The organism is Microbacterium sp. UBA7513 (assembly GCF_002478345.1).
Lineage (GTDB): Bacteria > Actinomycetota > Actinomycetes > Actinomycetales > Microbacteriaceae > Microbacterium.
Window position 1 is genome coordinate 1 of sequence record NZ_DLNJ01000019.1, and the last position, 19,144, is coordinate 19,144.

A 19,144-nucleotide genomic window follows, 5' to 3' on the forward strand; every position below is an offset into this window, starting at 1 on the left:
TGCCGATCATCATGCTGACGGCACGCAGCGACACGGCCGACGTGGTGCGCGGTCTCGAGGTCGGGGCCGACGACTACATGGTCAAACCGTTCAATCCCAAGGAGCTCGTGGCGCGCATCCGTACCCGGCTGCGGCCGACGCCGCAGGCCTCCAGCGAGCAGCTGCGGATCGGCGACCTCACCGTCGACGTGGACGCGCACGAGGTGCGCCGCGGGACGACGCCGATCGCCCTCACACCGCTGGAGTTCCAGCTCCTCGTGGCCCTCGCCTCCAAGCCCCAGCAGGTGTTCTCCCGGGAGATGCTCCTCGAGCAGGTCTGGGGGTACCACTACAAGGCCGACACCCGGCTCGTGAACGTGCACGTGCAGCGCCTGCGGGCGAAGGTGGAACTCGACCCGGACAACCCCAAGATCGTCATGACGGTCCGCGGCGTGGGCTATCGCGCCGGCAGCGTCACCTAGGGACCCCATGGCCGCGACGACAGCGACCACGGCCGTCGCCGTCCTCCGCGACTGGCGCGGTTGGCCGGACGTGCTGGCGGCGCTGTGGCGACGGTCGCTCCGGTTCCGCACCCTCGCGATCACCCTGGTCGCCACCTCGTTGGCGATCTTCATCACGTGCGTCACGATGGCGCTCGTCATCCAGAACGACCTCTTCGTCTCCCGGAAGAACGTGGCGCTGGAGGACGCACGGCGTGCGGTGGACCAGGCGCAGTCGCTTCTGGACGTGGCGGAGGTGGGCGATGATCCCGCCGCTCTGACCGATCTGTGGAACGGCATCCCCGACACCCTCTCCCGGACGTCGAGTGCTGATCTGCTCGCCGGCTTCAAGATCCAGGACGGCTCGGGGGCGGTCCGGCTCAACGGCTTCACCGCCGGACTCACACCGGATCTGCTGAGCCCCGAGCTGCAGGCCAGGGTCCGCGAGTTCGACGACCGGCAGGCCTGGCAGTCCGTCGCCCTGCCCACGGAGGACGGCGGCGTGGTGCCGGGCATCGTCGTGGGGCAGCAGCTCCAGGTGCCGCAGGCCGGGTCCTTCGAGATCTACTTCGCCTACGACCTCGCCGACGCCGACCAGACCCTCGTCTTCGTGCAACGCACCCTGTGGATCGCCGGGATCGGGCTGGTGGCCATCGTCGCGGCCATCTCCTGGATCGTGCTGCGGACGGTGTCCACTCCGATCGTCCAGGCGGCGGAGACGAGCGCGCGGCTCGCGGCGGGTGACCTCGGGGTGCGGCTGGAGGTGCACGGTGAGGACGAGCTCGCGACGCTCGGTCGCTCCTTCAACGCGATGGCCGACAGCATCGAGGCGCAGATCAAGGAGCTCGGCGAGCTGTCGATGGTCCAGCAGCGCTTCGTGTCCGACGTGTCGCACGAGCTGAGGACCCCGCTGACGACGATCCGCCTCGCCGCCGACATGCTCAACGACCAGCGCGACGAGTTCGACCCCACGACCGCACGCACCGCCGAGCTCCTGCACGCGCAGGTGCAGCGGTTCGACACGCTGCTGGCCGACCTGCTGGAGATCAGCCGGTACGACGCGGGGTCCGTGCAGCTCGAGCTGGAGGCGACGAGTCTCGCGCAGCTCGCGGAGGACGTCATCGAGCAGATGCGGCCGCTCGCGGAAGGACACGGCACGGAAGTCCGTCTGGTGGCGCCGGGGGGCTACTCGCCGGTGGACATGGACCCGCGCCGCGTGCGGCGGGTGCTGCGCAATCTCATCGGCAACGCGATCGAGCACGGAGAGGGACGCCCGGTCGTCGTCACGGTGGACAGCAACCAGCACGCGGTGGCGGCCGGTGTCCGCGACTTCGGGCTCGGCATGGACCCCGGAGACGCGGAACGGGTGTTCGATCGTTTCTGGCGGGCCGATCCGTCGCGCCAGCGCACGATCGGCGGCACGGGGCTCGGACTGTCGATCGCCCTCGGCGACGCCACGCTGCACGGCGGGACCCTGGCGGTCTGGTCGGAGCTCGGCGTCGGCTCGCACTTCGTGCTCACCATCCCGCGCCACGACGGAGTGCTGGACGGTCCGAGCCCGATCCCGGTGGAGCCGCAGGAGCCGCTCGCCGAACTCGGTGATGCCACGCAGCCGATCTCCATCGCCGAGGCCTACTCCGATCTGCTCGACGGGAAGGATCAGTCATGAGCACGCGCATGAGGAGTCGATTCGTCCGTGGCGCCGCACTGGCGTTGGTCGCGCTCCTGCTTCCCGCGTGCGCCGGGCTGCCGACGAGCGGAGACGTCGCCGTCGGGCTGGAGCTGGGGGAGTCGCCTGACGACGTCGACGTGCTCCCGGTGGCCTCCGGTCCCGTGGCGGGGGCGGGGCCAGAGGAGATCGTGGAGGGGTTCCTCGAAGCCGGCATCACCACCTCCGACAACTGGGCGACGGCCCGGGAGTTCCTGGCCCCGCCGCTGCAGCGCAGCTGGCGGCCTTCGGCGGGGGTTTCCATCGACGCCGGGCCGGAAGCCCGCACGTTCACCTCCGACCTCGCCGACGATCAGCTCGAAGACGCCGAGGAGGCCGAGGTCCAGGTCCTGCTCGAGCTGGTCGCGAGCGTCGACGACTCCGGGGCGTACAGCGGCGCCCCCGGCGATTCGAGCGTGCCGTTCGCTCTCGCCCGTGGCGAGGACGGCGAGTGGCGGATCACCGAGGCACCGGACGGCGTGGTGATCGACCAGAGCAGGTTCCCGAACGTGTTCGAGGGATACTCGCTGCAGTGGTTCGATGCGCGCTGGTCGCGGCTGGTCCCGGACATGCGATGGTTCCCGCGACGCCAGAGTCCGGCGACGACCGTCACGCAGGCACTCGTCAGCGGCACGCCGGCGGAGTGGCTCGATCCGGCTGTGCAGACGGCTTTCCCCGCGGACGTCCAGCTCGCCCAGGACGCGGTGCTGATCACGGGGCAGGCGGCGGAGGTGGCGCTGACGCGCCCCGCGGCGAGCCTGGACGACACGACCCTGGCCCGGATGCGCACGCAGCTGCAGGCCACGCTGAAGGCCGCGGGGGTGAACGTCACCCAGGTGCGCTTCAGCGTCGACGGCAGAGCGCTCGATGCGGGGGTCGTCGACGTCGTGGGCACCACGCCGGAACCGGGGACGCTCGTGCTGAAGGACGGCAGGTTCGGTCGCATCGTCGGCGACGAGATCGCGTCGATCCCCGGGATCAGTGCGCAGATCCAGGCCGTTCCGCAGCCGATCTCGGCGATCGACGTGGCCGCGGACGATGCGACCGCCGCATTGCAGCTGGACGACGGTCACGTGTACCTGGCGACCGAGGATGCCCGCAACGAGCTGGATGCCCGCCCGGGTCTCGTGCAGCCGTCCCTCGATCCCTATGGCTACGTGTGGTCGGTGCCCGCGGGAGCGCCGCAGGCACTGCTCGCGGTCGGCCCGGATGTCGTCGGGCACCAGGTGGCCGGCGCGTGGCCGAACGCCTCGGCCATCTCGGACATCCGGGTCGCCGCCGACGGCGCCAGGGTCGCTGCGGTGGTGCGCGTCGGCGGCCAGCTCTGGGTCGTCGTCGCGGCAATCGTCCGGGACGGCGCCGGGGTGCCCACAGAGCTCGGTGAAGTGCGACAGCTCATCCAGCTCACCGAGCCGTCGACCGGGCTCGTCTGGCTGGGACCCGATCGGCTCGCCGTGCTCACGGATTCCACGACGCCCCGGCTGATCATGCAGCCGGTCGGCGGACCGGCATCGGCGGAGAGCGCGCCCAGCGATGCCGCGTCCATCGCCGGTGCCAGGACTCCTGCAGGCGTGCGCATCCTGGACACCACGGGGCAGTTGTTCGCGCACGCCGGTTCGGCGTGGCGGGAGATCGCCGAAGGGGTCTCCGTCCTCGCCACACGCGCCGGCGAATGACCTTTCCTGCACGGAACGGGATCCCCCTCGATCGGTTTCACCGCTGCCGCGGGATGATTCGCGAGCACGCTTCCGGCGGCAGGATCTCGGCATGGGGATCACGACACGGATCGGCGAGCTCGCCGCGGAGACCGGGGCGTTGCTGCTCGCGGCGAGCTGCGCGGGGTGCGAGCATCCCGGTACCGTGCTGTGCGACTCCTGCCTGGGCGCTCTCGCTCCCGTGCCGCGGGAGGTGCGTACCCCGGACGGGCTGCGGGTCCACGCCGCCCTCGCCTTGGACGGCCCGGTCGTTTCCTGCATCCGGCGGCTGAAGGGAGCGGGGCAGACCGTGCTGGCCCGGCCGCTGGGTGCCGCACTCGCCGCCGTGCTCCTGCCGGCCCTCGTGCCGGGGGCGTGGGTGGTCCCCGTCCCCACCTCCCGGGCCGCGTTCCGTCGGCGCGGCTACCGCGTGCCCGAGCTCCTGGTGCGGCGCGCCGGCGCGGAGCCGCAACGCGTCCTCGCGCTCACCCGGCGCGTGCGGGATCAGCGGGAGCTGCCTGCTGCGGCGCGGTCCGACAACGTCCGCGGGGCGATGCGCGCGCGCCGACAGGGGCACGGTGCGCCTGCGGTCCTGGTGGACGACGTGGTGACGACGGGGGCCACGCTCGACGAGTCCACGCGAGCCCTCACCGCCGTCGGATTCGTGGTCGTCGGGGCCGTCGCGCTCGCCGCCACGCCGTCGCCGACCGAATCCGGATGAGGTTCATCGGAGACTCACTGGAGACACAGGGCCTCAGGCCGTGACATCCGCGGCGGGTCGGACTACGGTGGGATGTCACAAGGCGACCACGGTCCGCCCTTGGCCGGGAGGACCGGGACAAGGAGGCAGCAATGGAAACGAGCATCGTGGGCGTCGGAGTGGGCATCACCGATCGCTTCCGCACCGTCGTCGAAGAGAAGATCGCCAAGATCCAGACCCTCGCCGCCAAGGCGCAACGTCTGGACGTGAAGGTCACGCACCGGGTCTACCGCAACGGTCGCGTCCCGGATGAGACGGTCGAGCTGACCCTGGTCGGCAAGGGCCCCGTGGTCCGTGCCGAGGCCGTCGACGGCGACAAGTTCGTGGCGCTCGACCTGGCGATCGACAAGATGACCGAGCAGCTGCGCCGCGCGAAGGAGAAGCGCGTCGACGGACGGCAGCATCCGCGCGGACCGCACTTCGAGAAGGGCAGCGGTTCGCTCGAGGGCATCGATGTGCAGCCGGCCTCCGCCGAGGTGCTGCACGCCGTGGCGACGGGCAGCATCCCAGTGCAGACCGAGGAGGAGGAGGACTACTCCCCGGTGGTCATCCGCACGAAGAGCTTCGAGGCGGAGTGGATGACCGTGGAGGAGGCCGTCGACCGGATGGAGCTCGTCGGGCACGACTTCTTCCTCTTCGTCGATGCGCGCACGGACCACCCGAGCGTGGTCTACCGCCGCAAGGGCTGGGACTACGGAGTCATCGCCCTGAGCACGCAGGCGCCGCCCGCCGAGGCGCTCGCCTCCTGAGACGACCGAGAACGGCCCGACCCCGCGGGGGTCGGGCCGTTCTCGTGCGAAGACCGGACGGCGTCAGTCGAAGATGCCGTCGAGGAGGCTGCCGATGACGAGGCCGCCGAGGATGCCGGAGGCGAGGTCGCCACCGCCCATGCCGCCGCCGCGACGAGGGCCGCCACCCCAACCGCCGCCGCCCCAGTCCTGGTCCTGCGGGCGCGAGGAGTCGATGTCGCGCTGTGCGAGCTGGAGAGCCTCTGCCGCGAGATGAGCCACCCGGCGGGCCTGAGTCAGTGCCGCCTCGCGGGTGTCCTCGGCGGGGAGGAGAGCCGGCAGGTCGACCCGCAGCCGCTCGGCCTCCGCCAGCCGCGTGCGGGCGTCCGCGCCGATCCATCCGCGGTGGCCGGCGATGAGCCCGCGAGCGACGCCGAGCTGGCGGTCGGCGTCGTCCATCGCGTGCTGCACCTGTGCGATGGACGGCAGCGGGTTCTCGGCGCGGTGCCGCGCGGTGGCGATGGCGTGGTCGAGGCCCGCGTTCGCTTCGCGCAGCTGCGAGAGCTCGGCGAACGGGTCGTTGGGCTGACCCGAGGGTGTGAGCGCGGCGAGAGCCGCCTGCAGACGGGCGACGGCTTCCGCCACCGCGGGCGTGGACGGAGCGGTCCGCGCCGCGATGAGGTCGTTGCGGGAGTCGGCGATCACCTCGGCGAGGGTCGATTCGGCGCGCAGCGCCTCGATCTCGAAGTCCTCCACCGCATCGAGCAGGGCGCCCGCACGACGCGTCGCCTCGGTGGCCGTCTCCAATGCGAGGTTCGCCTCCTCGTTCTGCTTCGCGGCACGGCGGCGCTCCGAGATGTCGGCGCTGTGGGTGGCGAAGCGGATCAGCTGCTCCGCCTCGGCGGCGCTCGCGGTGATCTGGTGCATGGCGGAGTCGGAGTAGCGCGCGGAGAGCCGGGACACGGTCTCGTCCGTCTGCGGGATGCGGGCGCTCAGCGCCTCCGCGTCCGCCCGGACCTGCGCGATGATCTCGGGCGCGCGCCGCACCTTCGCGACGGACTCCGCGAGCACGGTGGTCTTCTCGTCGAGCAGGTCCTGGGCCCAGTCGCAGAGCTGCAGGATGCGCGCGTTCCGCGTGCGCAGCTCCTCGTCGGTGTCCGGGATCTCGTCGTGGTTGAGCTGGTGGAGCTGGAACGCCTCTCGCAGGTGCGTCCGCACCGACAGCAGCGCGGCCTTGAGGTCGGCGGTCAGGGACTCGCCGAGCTCGGCCTCCGCGAAGACGAGCTCGTCGGAGGTGGTGCGGATGCGCTCGTCGGCGGCGACGAGTGCCTGCTCCGCACGCCGGGCGAGGTCCGCGTCCTGCGCGGCGAGTTCTTCCTGTTCGCGTTTGCGTCTGCCCCAAAATCCAGCCATGTGCCGATCCTAGTTTCCCGGGCGAGTGCGCGGGCTGAGCATCCGCTCCAGGCGAACGGAGGGCGTCGTCGCCGAACTCTTCAGGCGGGCACCGCGACGGGGTCGCCGCCGGCGACGGCGGACGGCAGCGTCTTCGCCGGGCGCCCTCTCTTGGGGCGTTCCGTCGTGAGCTCCAGGGCCATCTCCGGATGCGGGTGCTGCGCGAGTCGTGCCTCCGCCTGATCGAGCCATCGCAGCTCGGCCTCCGCGGCGCACACAAGGGAGTCGAGGACGAGCGACCACGCGAGGTCCTCGGGACTGCCCGCCGCGAGTCCGGGGGAGGGCGTGCGGCGCAGCTCGTCCAGCCGCTGCTGCGAGGCGTCCCGCTGACTGCGGAGGATGGTCGCGGCATCGACTCCGGGCAGGGTGGCGGCGACCGCGAGCTTCACGGCGAGCTCCTCGCGCGTCGCCGGGGCGCGGAGCACCGGAGCGGCGAGCCAGCGCGCCGCCTCGGCCGAGCCCGCCGCGGTGATGCGCCAGTAGACATGGCCGTGCTCGTCGGCCTCCCCGCGCTGGACCAGCCCGTCGCGCTCGAGCCGCTCCAGGGTGTTGTAGATCTGGCCGACGTTGAGCGGCCACGTCGATCCGGTCCGGCGGTCGAACTCGTGCCGCAGCTGGTAGCCATAGCAGGGGCCCTGATCGAGGATGGCGAGCAGGCTCTGGCGTACGGACATGACCGGTCTCCTGAAGGCTGGCGGATGGAAAGCAGTGCCGAGTATATGCATACCGGGCAACTTCCCGGACGCGACGCGGCGGACCCATGCAGGCGACGTGGAGGTCACAGGCCGGTAACATGGCAAAGTATGCCTGGCGCCCGCCTTACGGCGGCCGGCGAATGACCCAATGACAGGGAGATGACATCCGTGGCGAATCCTCTTGAGAAGCTGCTGCGCGCAGGTGAGGGGCGGATCATCCGCCGTCTGAACCAGGTGGTGAAGGCGGTGAACGCCCTCGAGGAGGACATCTCCCAGCTCACGGACGACGAGCTGCGCAACGAGACCGCCGAGCTGCGCGCCCGCTACGAGAAGGGCGAGACGCTCGACCAGCTCATGCCCGAAGCCTTCGCCGCGGTGCGTGAAGCCGCCAAGCGGACACTCGGCATGCGCGCTTACGACGTGCAGATCATGGGTGGCGCCGCCCTGCACCTCGGGAACATCGCCGAGATGAAGACCGGTGAGGGCAAGACCCTCGTCGCCACCTTCCCCGCCTACCTGAACGCGATCGCCGGCGAGGGCGTGCACGTCATCACCGTGAACGACTTCCTCGCGAGCTACCAGGCGGAGCTCATGGGCCGCGTCTACCGCGCGCTCGGCATGACGACCGGGATCATCGTCTCCGGCCAGACGCCCGCCGTGCGCCGCGAGCAGTACGCGGCCGACATCACCTACGGCACGAACAACGAGTTCGGCTTCGACTACCTCCGCGACAACATGGCCTGGCGCAAGGAGGACCTCGTCCAGCGCGAGCACTTCTTCGCGATCGTCGACGAGGTGGACTCCATCCTCATCGACGAGGCCCGCACGCCGCTCATCATCTCCGGGCCGTCCTCCGGCGAGGCGAACCGCTGGTTCGCGGAGTTCGCCAAGATCGCGCGCACACTCGTCGCAGGCGAGGACTACGAGGTCGACGAGAAGAAGCGCACCGTCGGCGTCCTCGAGCCGGGCATCGAGAAGGTCGAGGACTATCTCGGCATCGACAACCTCTACGAGTCCGCCAACACGCCGCTCATCTCGTTCCTGAACAACTCGATCAAGGCGCTCGCGCTGTTCAAGAAGGACACCGACTACGTCGTGATGAACGACGAGGTCATGATCGTCGACGAGCACACCGGGCGCATCCTCGTCGGACGCCGCTACAACGAGGGCATCCACCAGGCGATCGAGGCGAAGGAGGGCGTGCCGGTCAAGGCCGAGAACCAGACCCTCGCCACCGTCACGCTGCAGAACTACTTCCGCCTCTACGACAAGCTCGCCGGCATGACCGGTACCGCCGAGACCGAGGCCGCCGAGTTCATGTCGACGTACAAGCTCGGCGTCATCCCGATCCCGACGAACAAGCCGATGATCCGCAAGGACCAGCCGGATCTGGTGTACAAGAACGAAGCCGCGAAGTTCGCGCAGGTCGTCGAGGACATCGCGGAGCGCCACGCGAGCGGGCAGCCGGTGCTCGTCGGCACCACCAGCGTCGAGAAGAGCGAGTACCTGTCGCGCCTGCTCGCCAAGAAGGGCGTCAAGCACGAGGTCCTCAACGCGAAGAACCACGCGCGCGAGGCGGAGATCGTCGCCCGCGCCGGCCGCCTCGGGGCCGTCACGGTCGCGACGAACATGGCCGGTCGAGGTACCGACATCATGCTCGGTGGAAACGCCGAGTTCCTCGCGGTGCAGGAGCTGAAGGCGAAGGGCCTCGACCCGGTGGAGACGCCGGAGGAGTACGAGGTCGCCTGGGACGAGACCTACGAGGCCATGAAGAAGGTCGTCGAGGAGGAGGCCGAGAAGGTCATCGAGGCCGGCGGCCTCTACGTGCTCGGCACCGAGCGGCACGAGTCGCGCCGCATCGACAACCAGCTCCGTGGTCGCTCCGGTCGTCAGGGAGACCCGGGCGAGAGCCGGTTCTATCTGAGCCTCACCGACGACCTCATGCGGCTGTTCCAGTCGGGTGCCGCCGAGGCGATCCTGGCCCGCACGAACTTCCCCGACGACGTCCCCATCGAGTCGGGCCTCGTGTCCCGGGCGATCCGCAGCGCGCAGTCGCAGGTCGAGGCGCGCAACGCTGAGATGCGCAAGAACGTCCTCAAGTACGACGACGTCCTCAACCGTCAGCGCGAGGCGATCTACGCCGACCGCCGTCACATCCTCCAGGGCGACGACATCGCCGACCGCGTGCAGCACTTCATCGAGGACGCGATCAGCGGTGTCGTGCGTGACCACACGGGCGAGGGCCACAACGAGAGCTGGGACTTCGACGCCCTCTGGACCGAGCTGAAGACCCTGTACCCGGTGAGCGTCACGATCGACGAGGTCGTGTCGGAGGCCGCAGGACGCAAGGGCGGCATCACCGCCGAGGGCCTGACGCGCGAGCTGCTGTCGGACGCGAAGATCGCCTACGAGAAGCGCGAGGAGTCGCTGGGCGAGGCCGCGACCCGCGAGCTCGAGCGCCGTGTCGTCCTCCAGGTGCTCGACCGCCGCTGGCGCGACCACCTCTACGAGATGGACTACCTCAAGGACGGCATCGGCCTCCGGGCGATGGCGCAGCGCGATCCGCTCATCGAGTACCAGCGTGAGGGCTACGCGATGTTCCAGTCGATGATGGGTCAGATCAAGGAGGAGTCGGTCGGCTACCTCTACAACCTCGAGGTCGAGGTCCGTCGCGCCGGCGATGCCGAGACGGCAGAGGTCGAGGCCAAGGGGCTCGCCACCGACGGTGGAGAGCAGCGCCTGGAGTACTCGGCGGCGAACGACGCCGGAGAGGTCGAGGTCCGCAACGACCGCGGGCAGGTCCAGCAGGCCGCGACCGACCGGATGCGCCAGGCCGCGGCACGGGCGCAGGCTCCGCAGCAGGCCGAGCCGGAGGAGGCCCCGCGCGGCGCCTTCGGCCAGCGCACGGAGCCGGCCGCCCCGGCGGCGGGCAACCGCGAGCAGCGGCGCGCGCAGAGCAAGAAGAAGAAGTAGCCTTCGGGTGACGAGGAGGGCCAGTCCGTGCGGATTGGCCCTCCTTGCGTCCCTGTAGGCTTGATCGATGACACCATCGCGCACCTTCGACCAGTCGTCGAAGCTCAAGAACGTCCTGTACGAGATCCGCGGAAACGCCCTCGTCGAGGCGGCGCGATTGGAAGCAGAGGGCCACCGGATCCTCAAGCTCAACACCGGCAATCCCGCGATCTTCGGCTTCGACGCCCCGCATCAGATCGTGCACGACATGCTCGCCGCGCTCCCCACAGCCCACGGGTACAGTGACAGCAAGGGCATCATCTCCGCCCGGCGTGCCGTGGTGAGCCGGTACGAGGAGATCGAGGGGTTCCCCCGTTTCGATCCCGATGACGTGTACCTCGGCAACGGCGTCTCCGAGCTGATCACCATGACCATGCAGGCGCTGCTGGACGAGGGGGACGAGGTCCTCATCCCCGCTCCCGACTACCCGCTCTGGACGGCCATGACCAGCCTCGCGGGCGGCACGCCCGTGCACTACCTCTGCGACGAGGAGCAGGGCTGGCAGCCCGACCTTGAGGACATCCGGTCGAAGATCACCCCGCAGACCAAGGCGCTCGTGATCATCAACCCGAACAACCCCACCGGGGTGGTCTATTCGCGACAGGTGCTGGAGGGCCTCGTGCAGATCGCGCGCGAGCACCAGCTCCTCATCCTCTCCGACGAGATCTACGACCGCATCCTCTTCGACGACGCGGTGCACATCCCGACGGCGACCCTGGCCCCCGACCTGCTCTGCCTCACGTTCAACGGGCTCTCCAAGACGTACCGCGTGGCCGGCTACCGCTCCGGCTGGATGGTCGTCACCGGGCCGCAGGACCACGCCAAGGGCTTCATCGAGGGCATCACGCTGCTGGCGTCGACGCGGCTCTGCCCGAACGTCCCGGCGCAGCACGCCGTGCAGGCGGCGCTGTCCGGCGTGCAGTCGATCGACGCCCTCATCGCACCGACCGGGCGGCTGCACGAGCAGCGCGACATCGCCTGGGAAGGTCTGGAGGCCATCCCCGGCGTGTCCTGCGTGAAGCCGCAGGGCGCCCTCTACGCGTTCCCCCGCCTCGACCCGGACGTGCATGAGATCCGCGACGACGCCAAGCTCGTCTACGACCTGCTGGTGTCCGAGCACATCCTGCTCGTGCAGGGGACGGGTTTCAACTGGCCGACGCCGGACCACCTGCGCCTGGTGACCCTGCCAGAGCCGCGAGTGCTGAGCGAAGCCGTCGAGCGCCTCGGGAACTTCCTGTCGAGCTATCGGCAGTAGTCTCCACGGAGACGGACGGGTCGAGGTCGGCCGCGAGCCGGCGCACGGCGGCCACCAGCGCCGACCGCGGCGCGACATCGGAGATCGGCCGGGCATGCAGGAGAGCCGCATCGACGGCACGGCGGTCCAGAGGGAGGAAGGCGATATCGGTGAGCCCGGCGAACCGCTCCAGCGTGCGTCGGATCTGACTGCGGGCGTCGAGGCCGAGCGGCCCGGGACGGACCTGGTTCACGACGACCGTCACCGGAGTCTGGCCGACCAGACGCCGCAGCTCTGCATGGTCCCGTAGGAAGCGGCTGATCCCCAGCGGGTCCGCCAGGGCCACGGCCACGACCCGGTCCGCCTCGCTCAACGTCGCGACGGTCGCGGCGTGTCGCCGCGGGCCGACCACGTCGTACATCGCCTCCTCGTCCGTGTCGACGGCGGCCGAGACGTCCACCACCGTCTCTTCCGCCCACCTCCGGCAGACCGACAACGTCGCCCGCATCCGCGCGTCGGAGAGCTCGGGCCAGCGGCTCGGCCGGTTGAGGCCCGCCAGCACGTCGACCTCGGTGCCGCCTGCCGCGAGCCGGGCGGACAGGCGGGTCAGCTCGGCCGGATCGAGCGCACCGGCCTCGGCGCGACGGCAGGCTGCCGCGAGCCCGGGGCCGTCGTCGTCCATCCCGAGGAGCAGAGCCAGAGAGGGCGCTACGGTGTCGGCGTCGATCAGCGCCGTCCGGCGTCCGCGCCGGGCGAGTTCCACGGCGAGCTGAACGGCGATCGTGGAACGCCCTGGTGCTCCGTGCGAGCCCCAGATAGCCGTGAGGCGGGACGCCGCCATCGGTGTGCCCGCGACAGGGGGCCGCACGTCGGTGGAGAGCGCTGCAGCGATCTCCCACCCCGGAGCATCCGCGCGCAGGGGCGGGGCGAGGCCCATCCGCAGGACCGCCCGACTGTCCGTGCCCCCGAGGGTGACGATGCGGACGCCGGCGCGATCGCACGCCGAAAGGAGTTCGGGGGTCAGCACAGCCCTGGTCGCGGGGGCGACGACAGCCTCCACGTCCGGTTGCAGGCGGGCGATGATCGCGGAAGCGGACGCGGACGGAAGGCTGAGCGCTGAGACGCCCTCCCATTCGAGTTCGGCGACCAGCTCGTCGGCTCGAGGCTGGGTCACGGCGAGGAGGACGACGCTCACGACCCGGCTCCGACCGGGACGACCGAGAGCGCGGCGCCACCGGTGACCGCGGCGAGGACCGCAGCGACGTCGCTCCGATCGATCACGATCTCCAGCTCCGCCGCATTCTCCGCCAGCAGTCCCTCCGGCTCGAGGACAGCGCGCACGACGACGTCTCCCACGAGGATGCGGGGTTCATCGTACGAGCGTCCGTCCTCGCGCAGCGGTGCCTGCCAGATCTCCACCTCGGTTCCCGCTGCGACGTCCTCCGGGAGACCCACGCTGCTCTCGACGACGACCGTCGTCGTGCGACTGTCCGAGGCCGCCGTCGTCGCTGTCCTTGGCACCAGCTCGCCCTCCGTGAGCGTTCGGACGGCGACCTGTCCCGCAGGGAGCTGATCCGGCCGGAGGTACTCGTCCGTCGCCGCGCCGAGCGCCACATCGACCGTCTCGAGATCGGCGGCTCGGAGGACCTCCCCGCGAACGATCGTGCGTCGTGCCTGGAGCACCGGGACCGCCTGGTCCGACGAGGTGAGCACGAACCAGACGCCGGCGATCGATGCGAGGACGAGCACGATGCCCACCGCGAAGCGGGCATCGCCGCGGAAGCGACGAGGGGAGCGGGAGAGCGGGGCCATGGCGATATGGTCACAGAAGCAGGGGACCGGGCCGTCGAGTTATCCACAGGCTCGCGCCTGCCCGTACGGCGTCCGCCGTGGGCACCCAGAATGAGGGCATGACACCCCCGCACCCGCACACCCCCCGGTTCCTCGCGCCTGCGCAGGTGGCAGAGCTGCTGAGCATCGACGTGGACGAGGTCATCGCGCTCGTCCACGCCGGTCACCTTCGCGGCGCCCCCCTGGGCGCTCCCGCGCGCTGGCGCATCGAGGAGCCGAGCATCGAGGAGTACCTCGCCGCGCAGACGGAGGAGGCGCGCCGGATGGCCCTGTGGCGGCAGTCGCAGGCCGCGAGCTTCCCCGAGCTGTGGGGCTCCTCCGCGGCGCGGCACCGCTGAGCGTCAGAGCGTCGCCGTCCCCTGCACCCGGATCGCCGCCAGCGCCGTGTACGGCACCATCCTGAATCCTCGGACGGCGTCGGCCCGACGCGCTGCGCCGCTGTCGTGCTCGGCGAGGTCGAGATGATCGGCGGCGGCGCGATCGATGGTCCCGTGGAGGTCGGCCCCGACGAGGAGACGGAGGTGCACCGGGAGGCGACGACGCGCGAGGTCGCGGAGAGCGAACCCCAGCGACATCCGCTCGCGGAGCGTCAGCGCCCCCTGGCTCTCGTCGACGAGGCTGCTCAGCATCGCACCATGGTCGACGCTGAGCCCGAGGACCGATGTCATCGGGATCAGCAGCAGGGAGCTCGGCACGCGCGCACCCTGGGGCACTCGGGAGACGGCGGCGAGCCAGTCCACTCCCAAGGACCGCAGCCCGACGGGGACGCGGGCCCCGTCGGCGAGGTGGAGCGTCGTGTCGGTGTGCTCGGCGCACAGATGCCGCAATCGTGCGCGCAGATCGAGCCGGGCTATGCGGAGCCGCTCGGACTCGGCGTCGCGGGCGGCGCGTTCCGCCTCCCACTCCGCGGCGAGCTGTCCTTCCAAGTCGTCGAAGAGGGATTCCCAGTGCACCCGACCGAGCGTAGGGGCCGGCGTCGCCTCGTCCGAGTTATCCACATCGCTGCCGAGACCGCACTCCTTTCGGCCCGTGGTGCGGTCGTCTACGGGTTGTCCACAGACCTGAGCCGGTGGCGCCCGCACCGCACCGGGATCGTGTTCTGCTGACGGCTCGCCGACCCCGTGAAGGGAGATCGAGATGATGCTGGCCGAGTACTTCGGACCGCAGCCCACCCCGGCCGATGAGCTTCCGGACCCCGCACTCCTCGTGCGGAGCCTCACCCAGGGCGCGCTCGAGGCTCTGGCGGGGGTGCGGGAGGTGGATCAGCTCGCCCGGTGGTTCAGCGAGGAGGCCTACCGCAGCGTGGTCGTCCGGGCCAACCTCGCCGCCCGTGCGCGCAGCGCTCGTGGTGTCGCGCCGACCCGGCCCACCTTCGTCATCCGCACCGTGCGGGTGACCCACCCACGGGACGGCATCGTTGAGGCAGTCGTGGTGGTGGCGGGACCGGGGCGCACACGTGCCGTGGCCATCCGGCTCGAAGGGCTGGACCGACGGTGGCGCGCGACGTCGCTCGCCATCCTCTGAGGCGGGGGAGCCTAGGCTGGTGAGGTGTCAACCCTCAGTGATCTCGCCCAGGCCCAGGGCCTTCTGACCGACGACGACGTGGAGTGGCTGCACCGGCTCGCCGGTGACGGACAGCTCCTCGCGGACCTCGCCTCCGCCGACATCGTCCTGTGGATCCAGACGGACGACGGATCGTTCGTCGCCGTCGCGCACGCACGACCGAGCGGCGCGGCGACGCTCTTCTACCGCGACATCGTCGGGGAGCGGGTGCGTCCGCAGTGGCGCACTCAGGTGCAGGGCGCCTTCGAGTCGGCGGAGATCGTGGACTCCTCCTCGCCCGACTGGTTCGAGGAGACGCCGACCAGGGTCCGCGCCGTCCCGATCGTCATCGAGCGTCGGGGTGAGGATAAGGCTCCCCGCGTCATCGGCGTGGTCACCCGGCACACGAACCTCGGGGAGGTGCGTACGCCGTCGCGTCAGCAGATCACCTTCGACGAGTGTGCCAACGACCTGTTCCGCATGATCGCAGACGGCAGCTTCCCGGACCCGGCAGCACCGACGTCACCGCGCCGTGGCGCTCCACGGGCGTCGGACGGCCTGATCCGGATCGACGTGGACGGCATCACGACTTTCGCCAGCCCCAACGCCCTGTCCGCGTTCAATCGGATGGGTTTCGACGACGAGTTGGAGGGGGAGTCCCTGGCCGAGGTGACCACCCGGCTCGTGCCGCCCTCCCGGCAGGTCGACGAGTCGCTGCCCGTGGTGGTGACCGGACGGGCACCGTGGCGGACGGACATCGAGGCGCGTGGCGTGACGGTCTCGCTCCGTGCCATCCCTCTGAAGGATCACGGCACGCGCATCGGGGCCATCGTGCTCTGCCGCGACGTCTCGGAGCTGCGCCACCAGGAGCAGGAACTCATCACCAAGGACGCGACGATCCGGGAGATCCACCACCGCGTCAAGAACAACCTGCAGACCGTGGCCTCCCTGCTCCGGATCCAGGCGCGACGCACCCACTCCGACGAGGCGCGGGATGCTCTCACACAGGCCATGCGTCGTGTGGACGCGATCGCGGTCGTGCACGATACCCTCGCCCAGGGTCTGACGCAGAAGGTCGACTTCGACGAGGTCTTCCATCGCGTGCTCAAGCTCGTCGCCGAAGTGGCGTCGGCTCCCAACACGCGCGCCCGCACCCAGTCGACGGGACACTTCGGCGTGCTCCCGAGCGAGTACGCCACTCCGCTGGCCCTGGCCCTGACGGAGGTCGTGACCAACGCGGTGGAGCACGGCCTCGCCGGGCAGGAGGGTGTCGTGACCATCGACGCCAAGCGCACCGAGGACAATCTCCGCGTGACGGTCCGCGACACGGGACACGGGCTTCCGGAGGGCCGGATCGGTCAGGGCCTGGGTACACAGATCATCCGCACCCTGATCCAGGGCGAGCTCGGTGGCACGATCGACTGGCGGGGGAGCGAGGGCGAGGGGACCGAGGTGGTCATCGACATCCCGCTGCGCTGGCTCGAGCGCTGACGCTCTACCGGAACATGCAGAAGCGGCCTGAGACGATGTCTCAGGCCGCTTCTGCGAATCTCAGGAAGCGCGGCGGGCGCGTGCGGCGCGACGCTTGAGCGCGCGGCGCTCGTCTTCGGACAGGCCGCCCCAGACGCCCGAGTCCTGGCTGGTCTCCAGGGCGTACTGCAGGCAGATCTCGGTGACCGTGCACGTCGCGCAGACGGTCTTGGCCTTCTCGATCTGATCGACGGCCGGGCCGGTGTTCCCGACGGGGAAGAACAGTTCGGGGTCGACGGTCAGGCAGGCGGCCTTGTCACGCCAGTCCATGGGGGCTCCTCGGTGTGGATTTCATGAGATGTCGCGATGCGACCTCTCGATTCGGGTGACGGTTCGGGTTCCGCTACCCTGTTGAGATACGGGCGGATGCCCGCTGATTGTGATGCGAACGCGAACGTTCGCCCCACGCCGCTGTGGGAGCACATGACTTTCTCTATTCTGTTACATGAATACCCTGAAATCAAGGGTTTTCTCGTCATTCGATCCCCGGGAGGACACCCGTGCGCGCACCGGGAATCGCCCGCGCCGCCGCCGCCGTCTTGGCGGTCGAAGCCGTCGCCCTGCTCGTGTTCGCCGCGATCGAGATGGCCGGCCTGGGGGCGGGGGACGCGGCGTCGCTGCCGACGGCCATCGCCCTCATCGTCCTGACGCTGATCGGCGCCGCGGCGCTCGCGGCTTTCGCGTTCGGCACCCGGGCCGGACGCTCCTGGGCGCGATCAGGCGGGGTGGTGTTCCAGGTCCTCGCGATCGCGCTGGCGCTCGGCGCTCTCACGCTGCCGCCCATACCGTGGGCCTTCGTGCTCGGACTCGGTATCCCGGCCGTCGCCGGACTCGCGCTCCTCATCGCGAGCGCGCGCCGCGAGGGGACCCGACGCGAAGCGGAGTGAGTCCGCGCCGTCCTGTCAGGCGTCGATGCCGAGCTGCTTGCGCAGCCGCGCGACGTGACCCGTGGCCTTCACGTTGTACTGCGCGCTGGTGATGACGCCGTCCTCGTCGAGGACGAACGTCGAGCGGATCACCCCTTCGACGAGCTTGCCGTAGTTCATCTTCTCGCCCCAGGCGCCGTACGACTCATGCACGGCGTGATCGGGGTCGCTGAGCAGCGGGAACGTGAGGCCGTCGCGGTCGCGGAAGGCGGCGAGCTTCGCCGGTTCGTCCCTCGAGACGCCGACGACCTGATACCCGGCGCCCTGGAGCGACGAGATGCTGTCGCGGAAGTCGCAGGCCTCGGTCGTGCACCCCGGGGTCATCGCCGCGGGGTAGAAGTACAGCACCGTCTTCGTGCCGCGGAGGTCGGCCAGGCGGACGGTGTTCCCGTCCTGGTCGAGCAGGGTGAAGTCGGGGGCGGCGGTTCCGGTTTCCAGGCGTTCGGTCACCGCCCCAGCCTATCGTCCGGGGGGCTGCTCCGCCTTGTCGGCGAAGGTCTGCAGGAGGCGCTGCAAGGAATCGAGGCGAGCGCGTCCGGTCTCGCTCAGCTCTCCGCGGTCCGCCGCTTCGATGAGGGCGCAGTCCGGGGCATCGGGCAGGTGGGTGCAGCCGCGCGGGCAGTCCTCCGCGATCACGGCGAGCTCGGTGAAGGCGGCGAGGATGTTCGCGGGGTCGACGTGCCCGAGGCCGAAGGAACGGACACCGGGGGTGTCGATGACCCAGCCGGTGCCGTCGGCGCCCTCGTAGCGCAGCGAGACGGTCGAAGAGGAGGTGTGGCGTCCGCGGCCGGTCACCTGGTTCACGTGTCCGGTGGCGCGGCCCGCGGTGGGCACCAGGGCGTTCACCAGCGTCGACTTGCCGACACCGGAGTGCCCGACGAAGACCGTCGAGTGGCCGACGAGCGCAGCGCCGATCTCGTCGATCGGCATCTCGTCCTGCGCGCTGGTGAAGACGCGGAGGTCGAGGCCGTCGAAGTGGGCGAGGAATGGCGCCGGGTCGGCGAGATCGGTCTTCGTCACGACGAGGAGGGGTCGGATGCCGGCGTCCAATGCGGCGACGAGGTAGCGGTCCACGAGACGGGCGCGGGGCTCGGGGTCGGCCGCCGCGACGACGACGAGCATCTGGTCCGCGTTGGCGACGATCACGCGCTCGACCTCGTCGGTGTCGTCGGCACTGCGACGGAGGAGCGAGGTGCGCTCGACGATTCCCACGATCCGGCCGAGCGTGCCCTCGTCTCCCGAGGTGTCGCCGACGACACGAGCCCGGTCGCCCGTCACGATCGGCGTGCGCCGCAGCTCCCGCGCGCGCGCCGCGGTGATCGTGCGCTCCTGCGGGGTGTCCTCGTCGAGGAGCACGGAGTACCGGCCCCGATCCACGCCGAGGACGCGGCCGATCTGCGCGTCCTCGTGCGCAGGACGGCGTTTGGTGCGCGGCCGGTTGGCCTTCGGGTTCGGACGCGTGCGGATGCTGCTCTCGTCGTAGTCCTCGAAGTCGTCCTCGAGGTCGTCGGCGTCGTTCAGCCAGCTCACCCG

At 70.5% G+C, this 19,144-nt stretch carries 19 protein-coding genes; 11 read left to right on the forward strand and 8 right to left on the reverse strand.

Annotation, left to right across the window (positions count from 1 at the left end; all coding sequences use genetic code 11):
* The 5 genes from B2W79_RS09980 to hpf all read left to right on the forward strand — a co-directional run.
* A partial coding sequence (locus B2W79_RS09980; protein ID WP_292789149.1) for a response regulator transcription factor occupies positions 1–461 on the forward strand: 461 nt, incomplete at its 5' end.
* 7 nt (positions 462–468) lie between these two features.
* The gene (gene mtrB, locus B2W79_RS09985; RefSeq protein ID WP_071328285.1) at positions 469–2,148 is read left to right on the forward strand and encodes an MtrAB system histidine kinase MtrB; all 1,680 of its coding nucleotides are present in this window, start codon (positions 469–471) and stop codon (positions 2,146–2,148) included.
* Entirely contained in the window at positions 2,145–3,863 is a 1,719-nt protein-coding gene (locus B2W79_RS09990; RefSeq protein WP_071328286.1) for an LpqB family beta-propeller domain-containing protein, read from the forward strand. Before mtrB ends, B2W79_RS09990 begins: the two co-directional genes overlap by 4 nt.
* A 91-nt stretch (positions 3,864–3,954) precedes the next feature.
* Positions 3,955–4,602 carry a ComF family protein gene (locus B2W79_RS09995; RefSeq protein ID WP_292789153.1) on the forward strand — a complete coding sequence of 216 codons (648 nt, stop codon included), beginning with the start codon at positions 3,955–3,957 and terminating at the stop codon, positions 4,600–4,602.
* A gap of 131 nt (positions 4,603–4,733) precedes the next feature.
* On the forward strand, positions 4,734–5,390 hold the full coding sequence (hpf, locus tag B2W79_RS10000) for a ribosome hibernation-promoting factor, HPF/YfiA family (protein WP_071328288.1): 657 nt from the start codon (positions 4,734–4,736) through the stop codon (positions 5,388–5,390).
* A gap of 63 nt (positions 5,391–5,453) precedes the next feature.
* Here hpf and B2W79_RS10005 read toward each other — a convergent pair whose 3' ends face one another.
* The gene (locus tag B2W79_RS10005; RefSeq protein ID WP_071328289.1) at positions 5,454–6,782 is read right to left on the reverse strand and encodes a hypothetical protein; all 1,329 of its coding nucleotides are present in this window, start codon (positions 6,780–6,782) and stop codon (positions 5,454–5,456) included.
* A gap of 80 nt (positions 6,783–6,862) precedes the next feature.
* Positions 6,863–7,495 carry a PadR family transcriptional regulator gene (locus B2W79_RS10010; RefSeq protein WP_071328290.1) on the reverse strand — a complete coding sequence of 211 codons (633 nt, stop codon included), beginning with the start codon at positions 7,493–7,495 and terminating at the stop codon, positions 6,863–6,865.
* Positions 7,496–7,684: 189 nt separating this feature from the next.
* Between B2W79_RS10010 and secA the strand changes: the two genes are divergently transcribed.
* Positions 7,685–10,489 (forward strand): preprotein translocase subunit SecA, encoded by a 2,805-nt coding sequence (gene secA / locus B2W79_RS10015; RefSeq protein WP_292789160.1) that lies wholly within the window; start codon positions 7,685–7,687, stop codon positions 10,487–10,489.
* A 67-nt stretch (positions 10,490–10,556) separates the two neighbouring features.
* The gene (locus B2W79_RS10020; RefSeq protein ID WP_292789163.1) at positions 10,557–11,783 is read left to right on the forward strand and encodes a pyridoxal phosphate-dependent aminotransferase; all 1,227 of its coding nucleotides are present in this window, start codon (positions 10,557–10,559) and stop codon (positions 11,781–11,783) included.
* Here the strand turns inward: B2W79_RS10020 and B2W79_RS10025 are convergent.
* Together B2W79_RS10025 and B2W79_RS10030 are read right to left on the reverse strand one after the other, a co-directional pair.
* Entirely contained in the window at positions 11,674–12,957 is a 1,284-nt protein-coding gene (locus tag B2W79_RS10025) for an AAA family ATPase (protein WP_292789166.1), read from the reverse strand. The genes B2W79_RS10020 and B2W79_RS10025 overlap by 110 nt on opposite strands.
* On the reverse strand, positions 12,954–13,574 hold the full coding sequence (locus B2W79_RS10030) for an SAF domain-containing protein (protein WP_292789170.1): 621 nt from the start codon (positions 13,572–13,574) through the stop codon (positions 12,954–12,956). The genes B2W79_RS10025 and B2W79_RS10030 overlap by 4 nt, the downstream gene beginning before the upstream one ends.
* Positions 13,575–13,672: 98 nt before the next feature.
* Between B2W79_RS10030 and B2W79_RS10035 the strand changes: the two genes are divergently transcribed.
* Positions 13,673–13,951 (forward strand): helix-turn-helix domain-containing protein, encoded by a 279-nt coding sequence (locus B2W79_RS10035; RefSeq protein WP_060923181.1) that lies wholly within the window; start codon positions 13,673–13,675, stop codon positions 13,949–13,951.
* A gap of 3 nt (positions 13,952–13,954) precedes the next feature.
* On the opposite strand, the gene B2W79_RS10040 is transcribed toward B2W79_RS10035, so the two are convergent.
* Positions 13,955–14,566 (reverse strand): hypothetical protein, encoded by a 612-nt coding sequence (locus tag B2W79_RS10040; protein WP_292789174.1) that lies wholly within the window; start codon positions 14,564–14,566, stop codon positions 13,955–13,957.
* A gap of 184 nt (positions 14,567–14,750) precedes the next feature.
* Between B2W79_RS10040 and B2W79_RS10045 the strand changes: the two genes are divergently transcribed.
* Positions 14,751–15,137, forward strand: coding sequence for an Rv3235 family protein (locus tag B2W79_RS10045; RefSeq protein WP_071328294.1), 387 nt, complete (start codon positions 14,751–14,753; stop codon positions 15,135–15,137).
* A 24-nt stretch (positions 15,138–15,161) separates the two neighbouring features.
* Positions 15,162–16,646: a sensor histidine kinase gene (locus tag B2W79_RS10050; protein WP_060923178.1), complete on the forward strand. Its 1,485-nt coding sequence runs from the start codon at positions 15,162–15,164 to the stop codon at positions 16,644–16,646.
* A 60-nt stretch (positions 16,647–16,706) separates the two neighbouring features.
* On the opposite strand, the gene B2W79_RS10055 is transcribed toward B2W79_RS10050, so the two are convergent.
* Positions 16,707–16,955 carry a WhiB family transcriptional regulator gene (locus tag B2W79_RS10055; protein ID WP_017203224.1) on the reverse strand — a complete coding sequence of 83 codons (249 nt, stop codon included), beginning with the start codon at positions 16,953–16,955 and terminating at the stop codon, positions 16,707–16,709.
* Between the two features lie 230 nt (positions 16,956–17,185).
* Between B2W79_RS10055 and B2W79_RS10060 the strand changes: the two genes are divergently transcribed.
* Complete coding sequence (locus B2W79_RS10060; RefSeq protein WP_292789180.1) at positions 17,186–17,572, forward strand: hypothetical protein; 387 nt, start codon at positions 17,186–17,188, stop codon at positions 17,570–17,572.
* A 15-nt stretch (positions 17,573–17,587) separates the two neighbouring features.
* On the opposite strand, the gene bcp is transcribed toward B2W79_RS10060, so the two are convergent.
* Together bcp and rsgA are read right to left on the reverse strand one after the other, a co-directional pair.
* On the reverse strand, positions 17,588–18,061 hold the full coding sequence (gene bcp, locus B2W79_RS10065) for a thioredoxin-dependent thiol peroxidase (RefSeq protein ID WP_071328297.1): 474 nt from the start codon (positions 18,059–18,061) through the stop codon (positions 17,588–17,590).
* Between the two features lie 9 nt (positions 18,062–18,070).
* The gene (gene rsgA, locus B2W79_RS10070; RefSeq protein ID WP_292789185.1) at positions 18,071–19,141 is read right to left on the reverse strand and encodes a ribosome small subunit-dependent GTPase A; all 1,071 of its coding nucleotides are present in this window, start codon (positions 19,139–19,141) and stop codon (positions 18,071–18,073) included.
* Between the last annotated feature and the right edge of the window lie 3 nt (positions 19,142–19,144).

Excerpts from the sequence above, each read along its gene's own strand:
- B2W79_RS09995 (WP_292789153.1), top strand. The coding sequence starts at position 3,955 with ATGGGGATCACGACACGGATCGGCGAGCTCGCCGCGGAGACCGGGGCG.
- B2W79_RS09990 (WP_071328286.1), top strand. The coding sequence starts at position 2,145 with ATGAGCACGCGCATGAGGAGTCGATTCGTCCGTGGCGCCGCACTGGCG.
- hpf (WP_071328288.1), top strand. The coding sequence starts at position 4,734 with ATGGAAACGAGCATCGTGGGCGTCGGAGTGGGCATCACCGATCGCTTC.
- mtrB (WP_071328285.1), top strand. The coding sequence starts at position 469 with ATGGCCGCGACGACAGCGACCACGGCCGTCGCCGTCCTCCGCGACTGG.
- B2W79_RS10045 (WP_071328294.1), top strand. The coding sequence starts at position 14,751 with ATGATGCTGGCCGAGTACTTCGGACCGCAGCCCACCCCGGCCGATGAG.
- B2W79_RS10005 (WP_071328289.1), bottom strand. The coding sequence starts at position 6,782 with ATGGCTGGATTTTGGGGCAGACGCAAACGCGAACAGGAAGAACTCGCC.
- B2W79_RS10020 (WP_292789163.1), top strand. The coding sequence starts at position 10,557 with ATGACACCATCGCGCACCTTCGACCAGTCGTCGAAGCTCAAGAACGTC.
- B2W79_RS10030 (WP_292789170.1), bottom strand. The coding sequence starts at position 13,574 with ATGGCCCCGCTCTCCCGCTCCCCTCGTCGCTTCCGCGGCGATGCCCGC.
- B2W79_RS10035 (WP_060923181.1), top strand. The coding sequence starts at position 13,673 with ATGACACCCCCGCACCCGCACACCCCCCGGTTCCTCGCGCCTGCGCAG.
- B2W79_RS10055 (WP_017203224.1), bottom strand. The coding sequence starts at position 16,955 with ATGGACTGGCGTGACAAGGCCGCCTGCCTGACCGTCGACCCCGAACTG.
- B2W79_RS10010 (WP_071328290.1), bottom strand. The coding sequence starts at position 7,495 with ATGTCCGTACGCCAGAGCCTGCTCGCCATCCTCGATCAGGGCCCCTGC.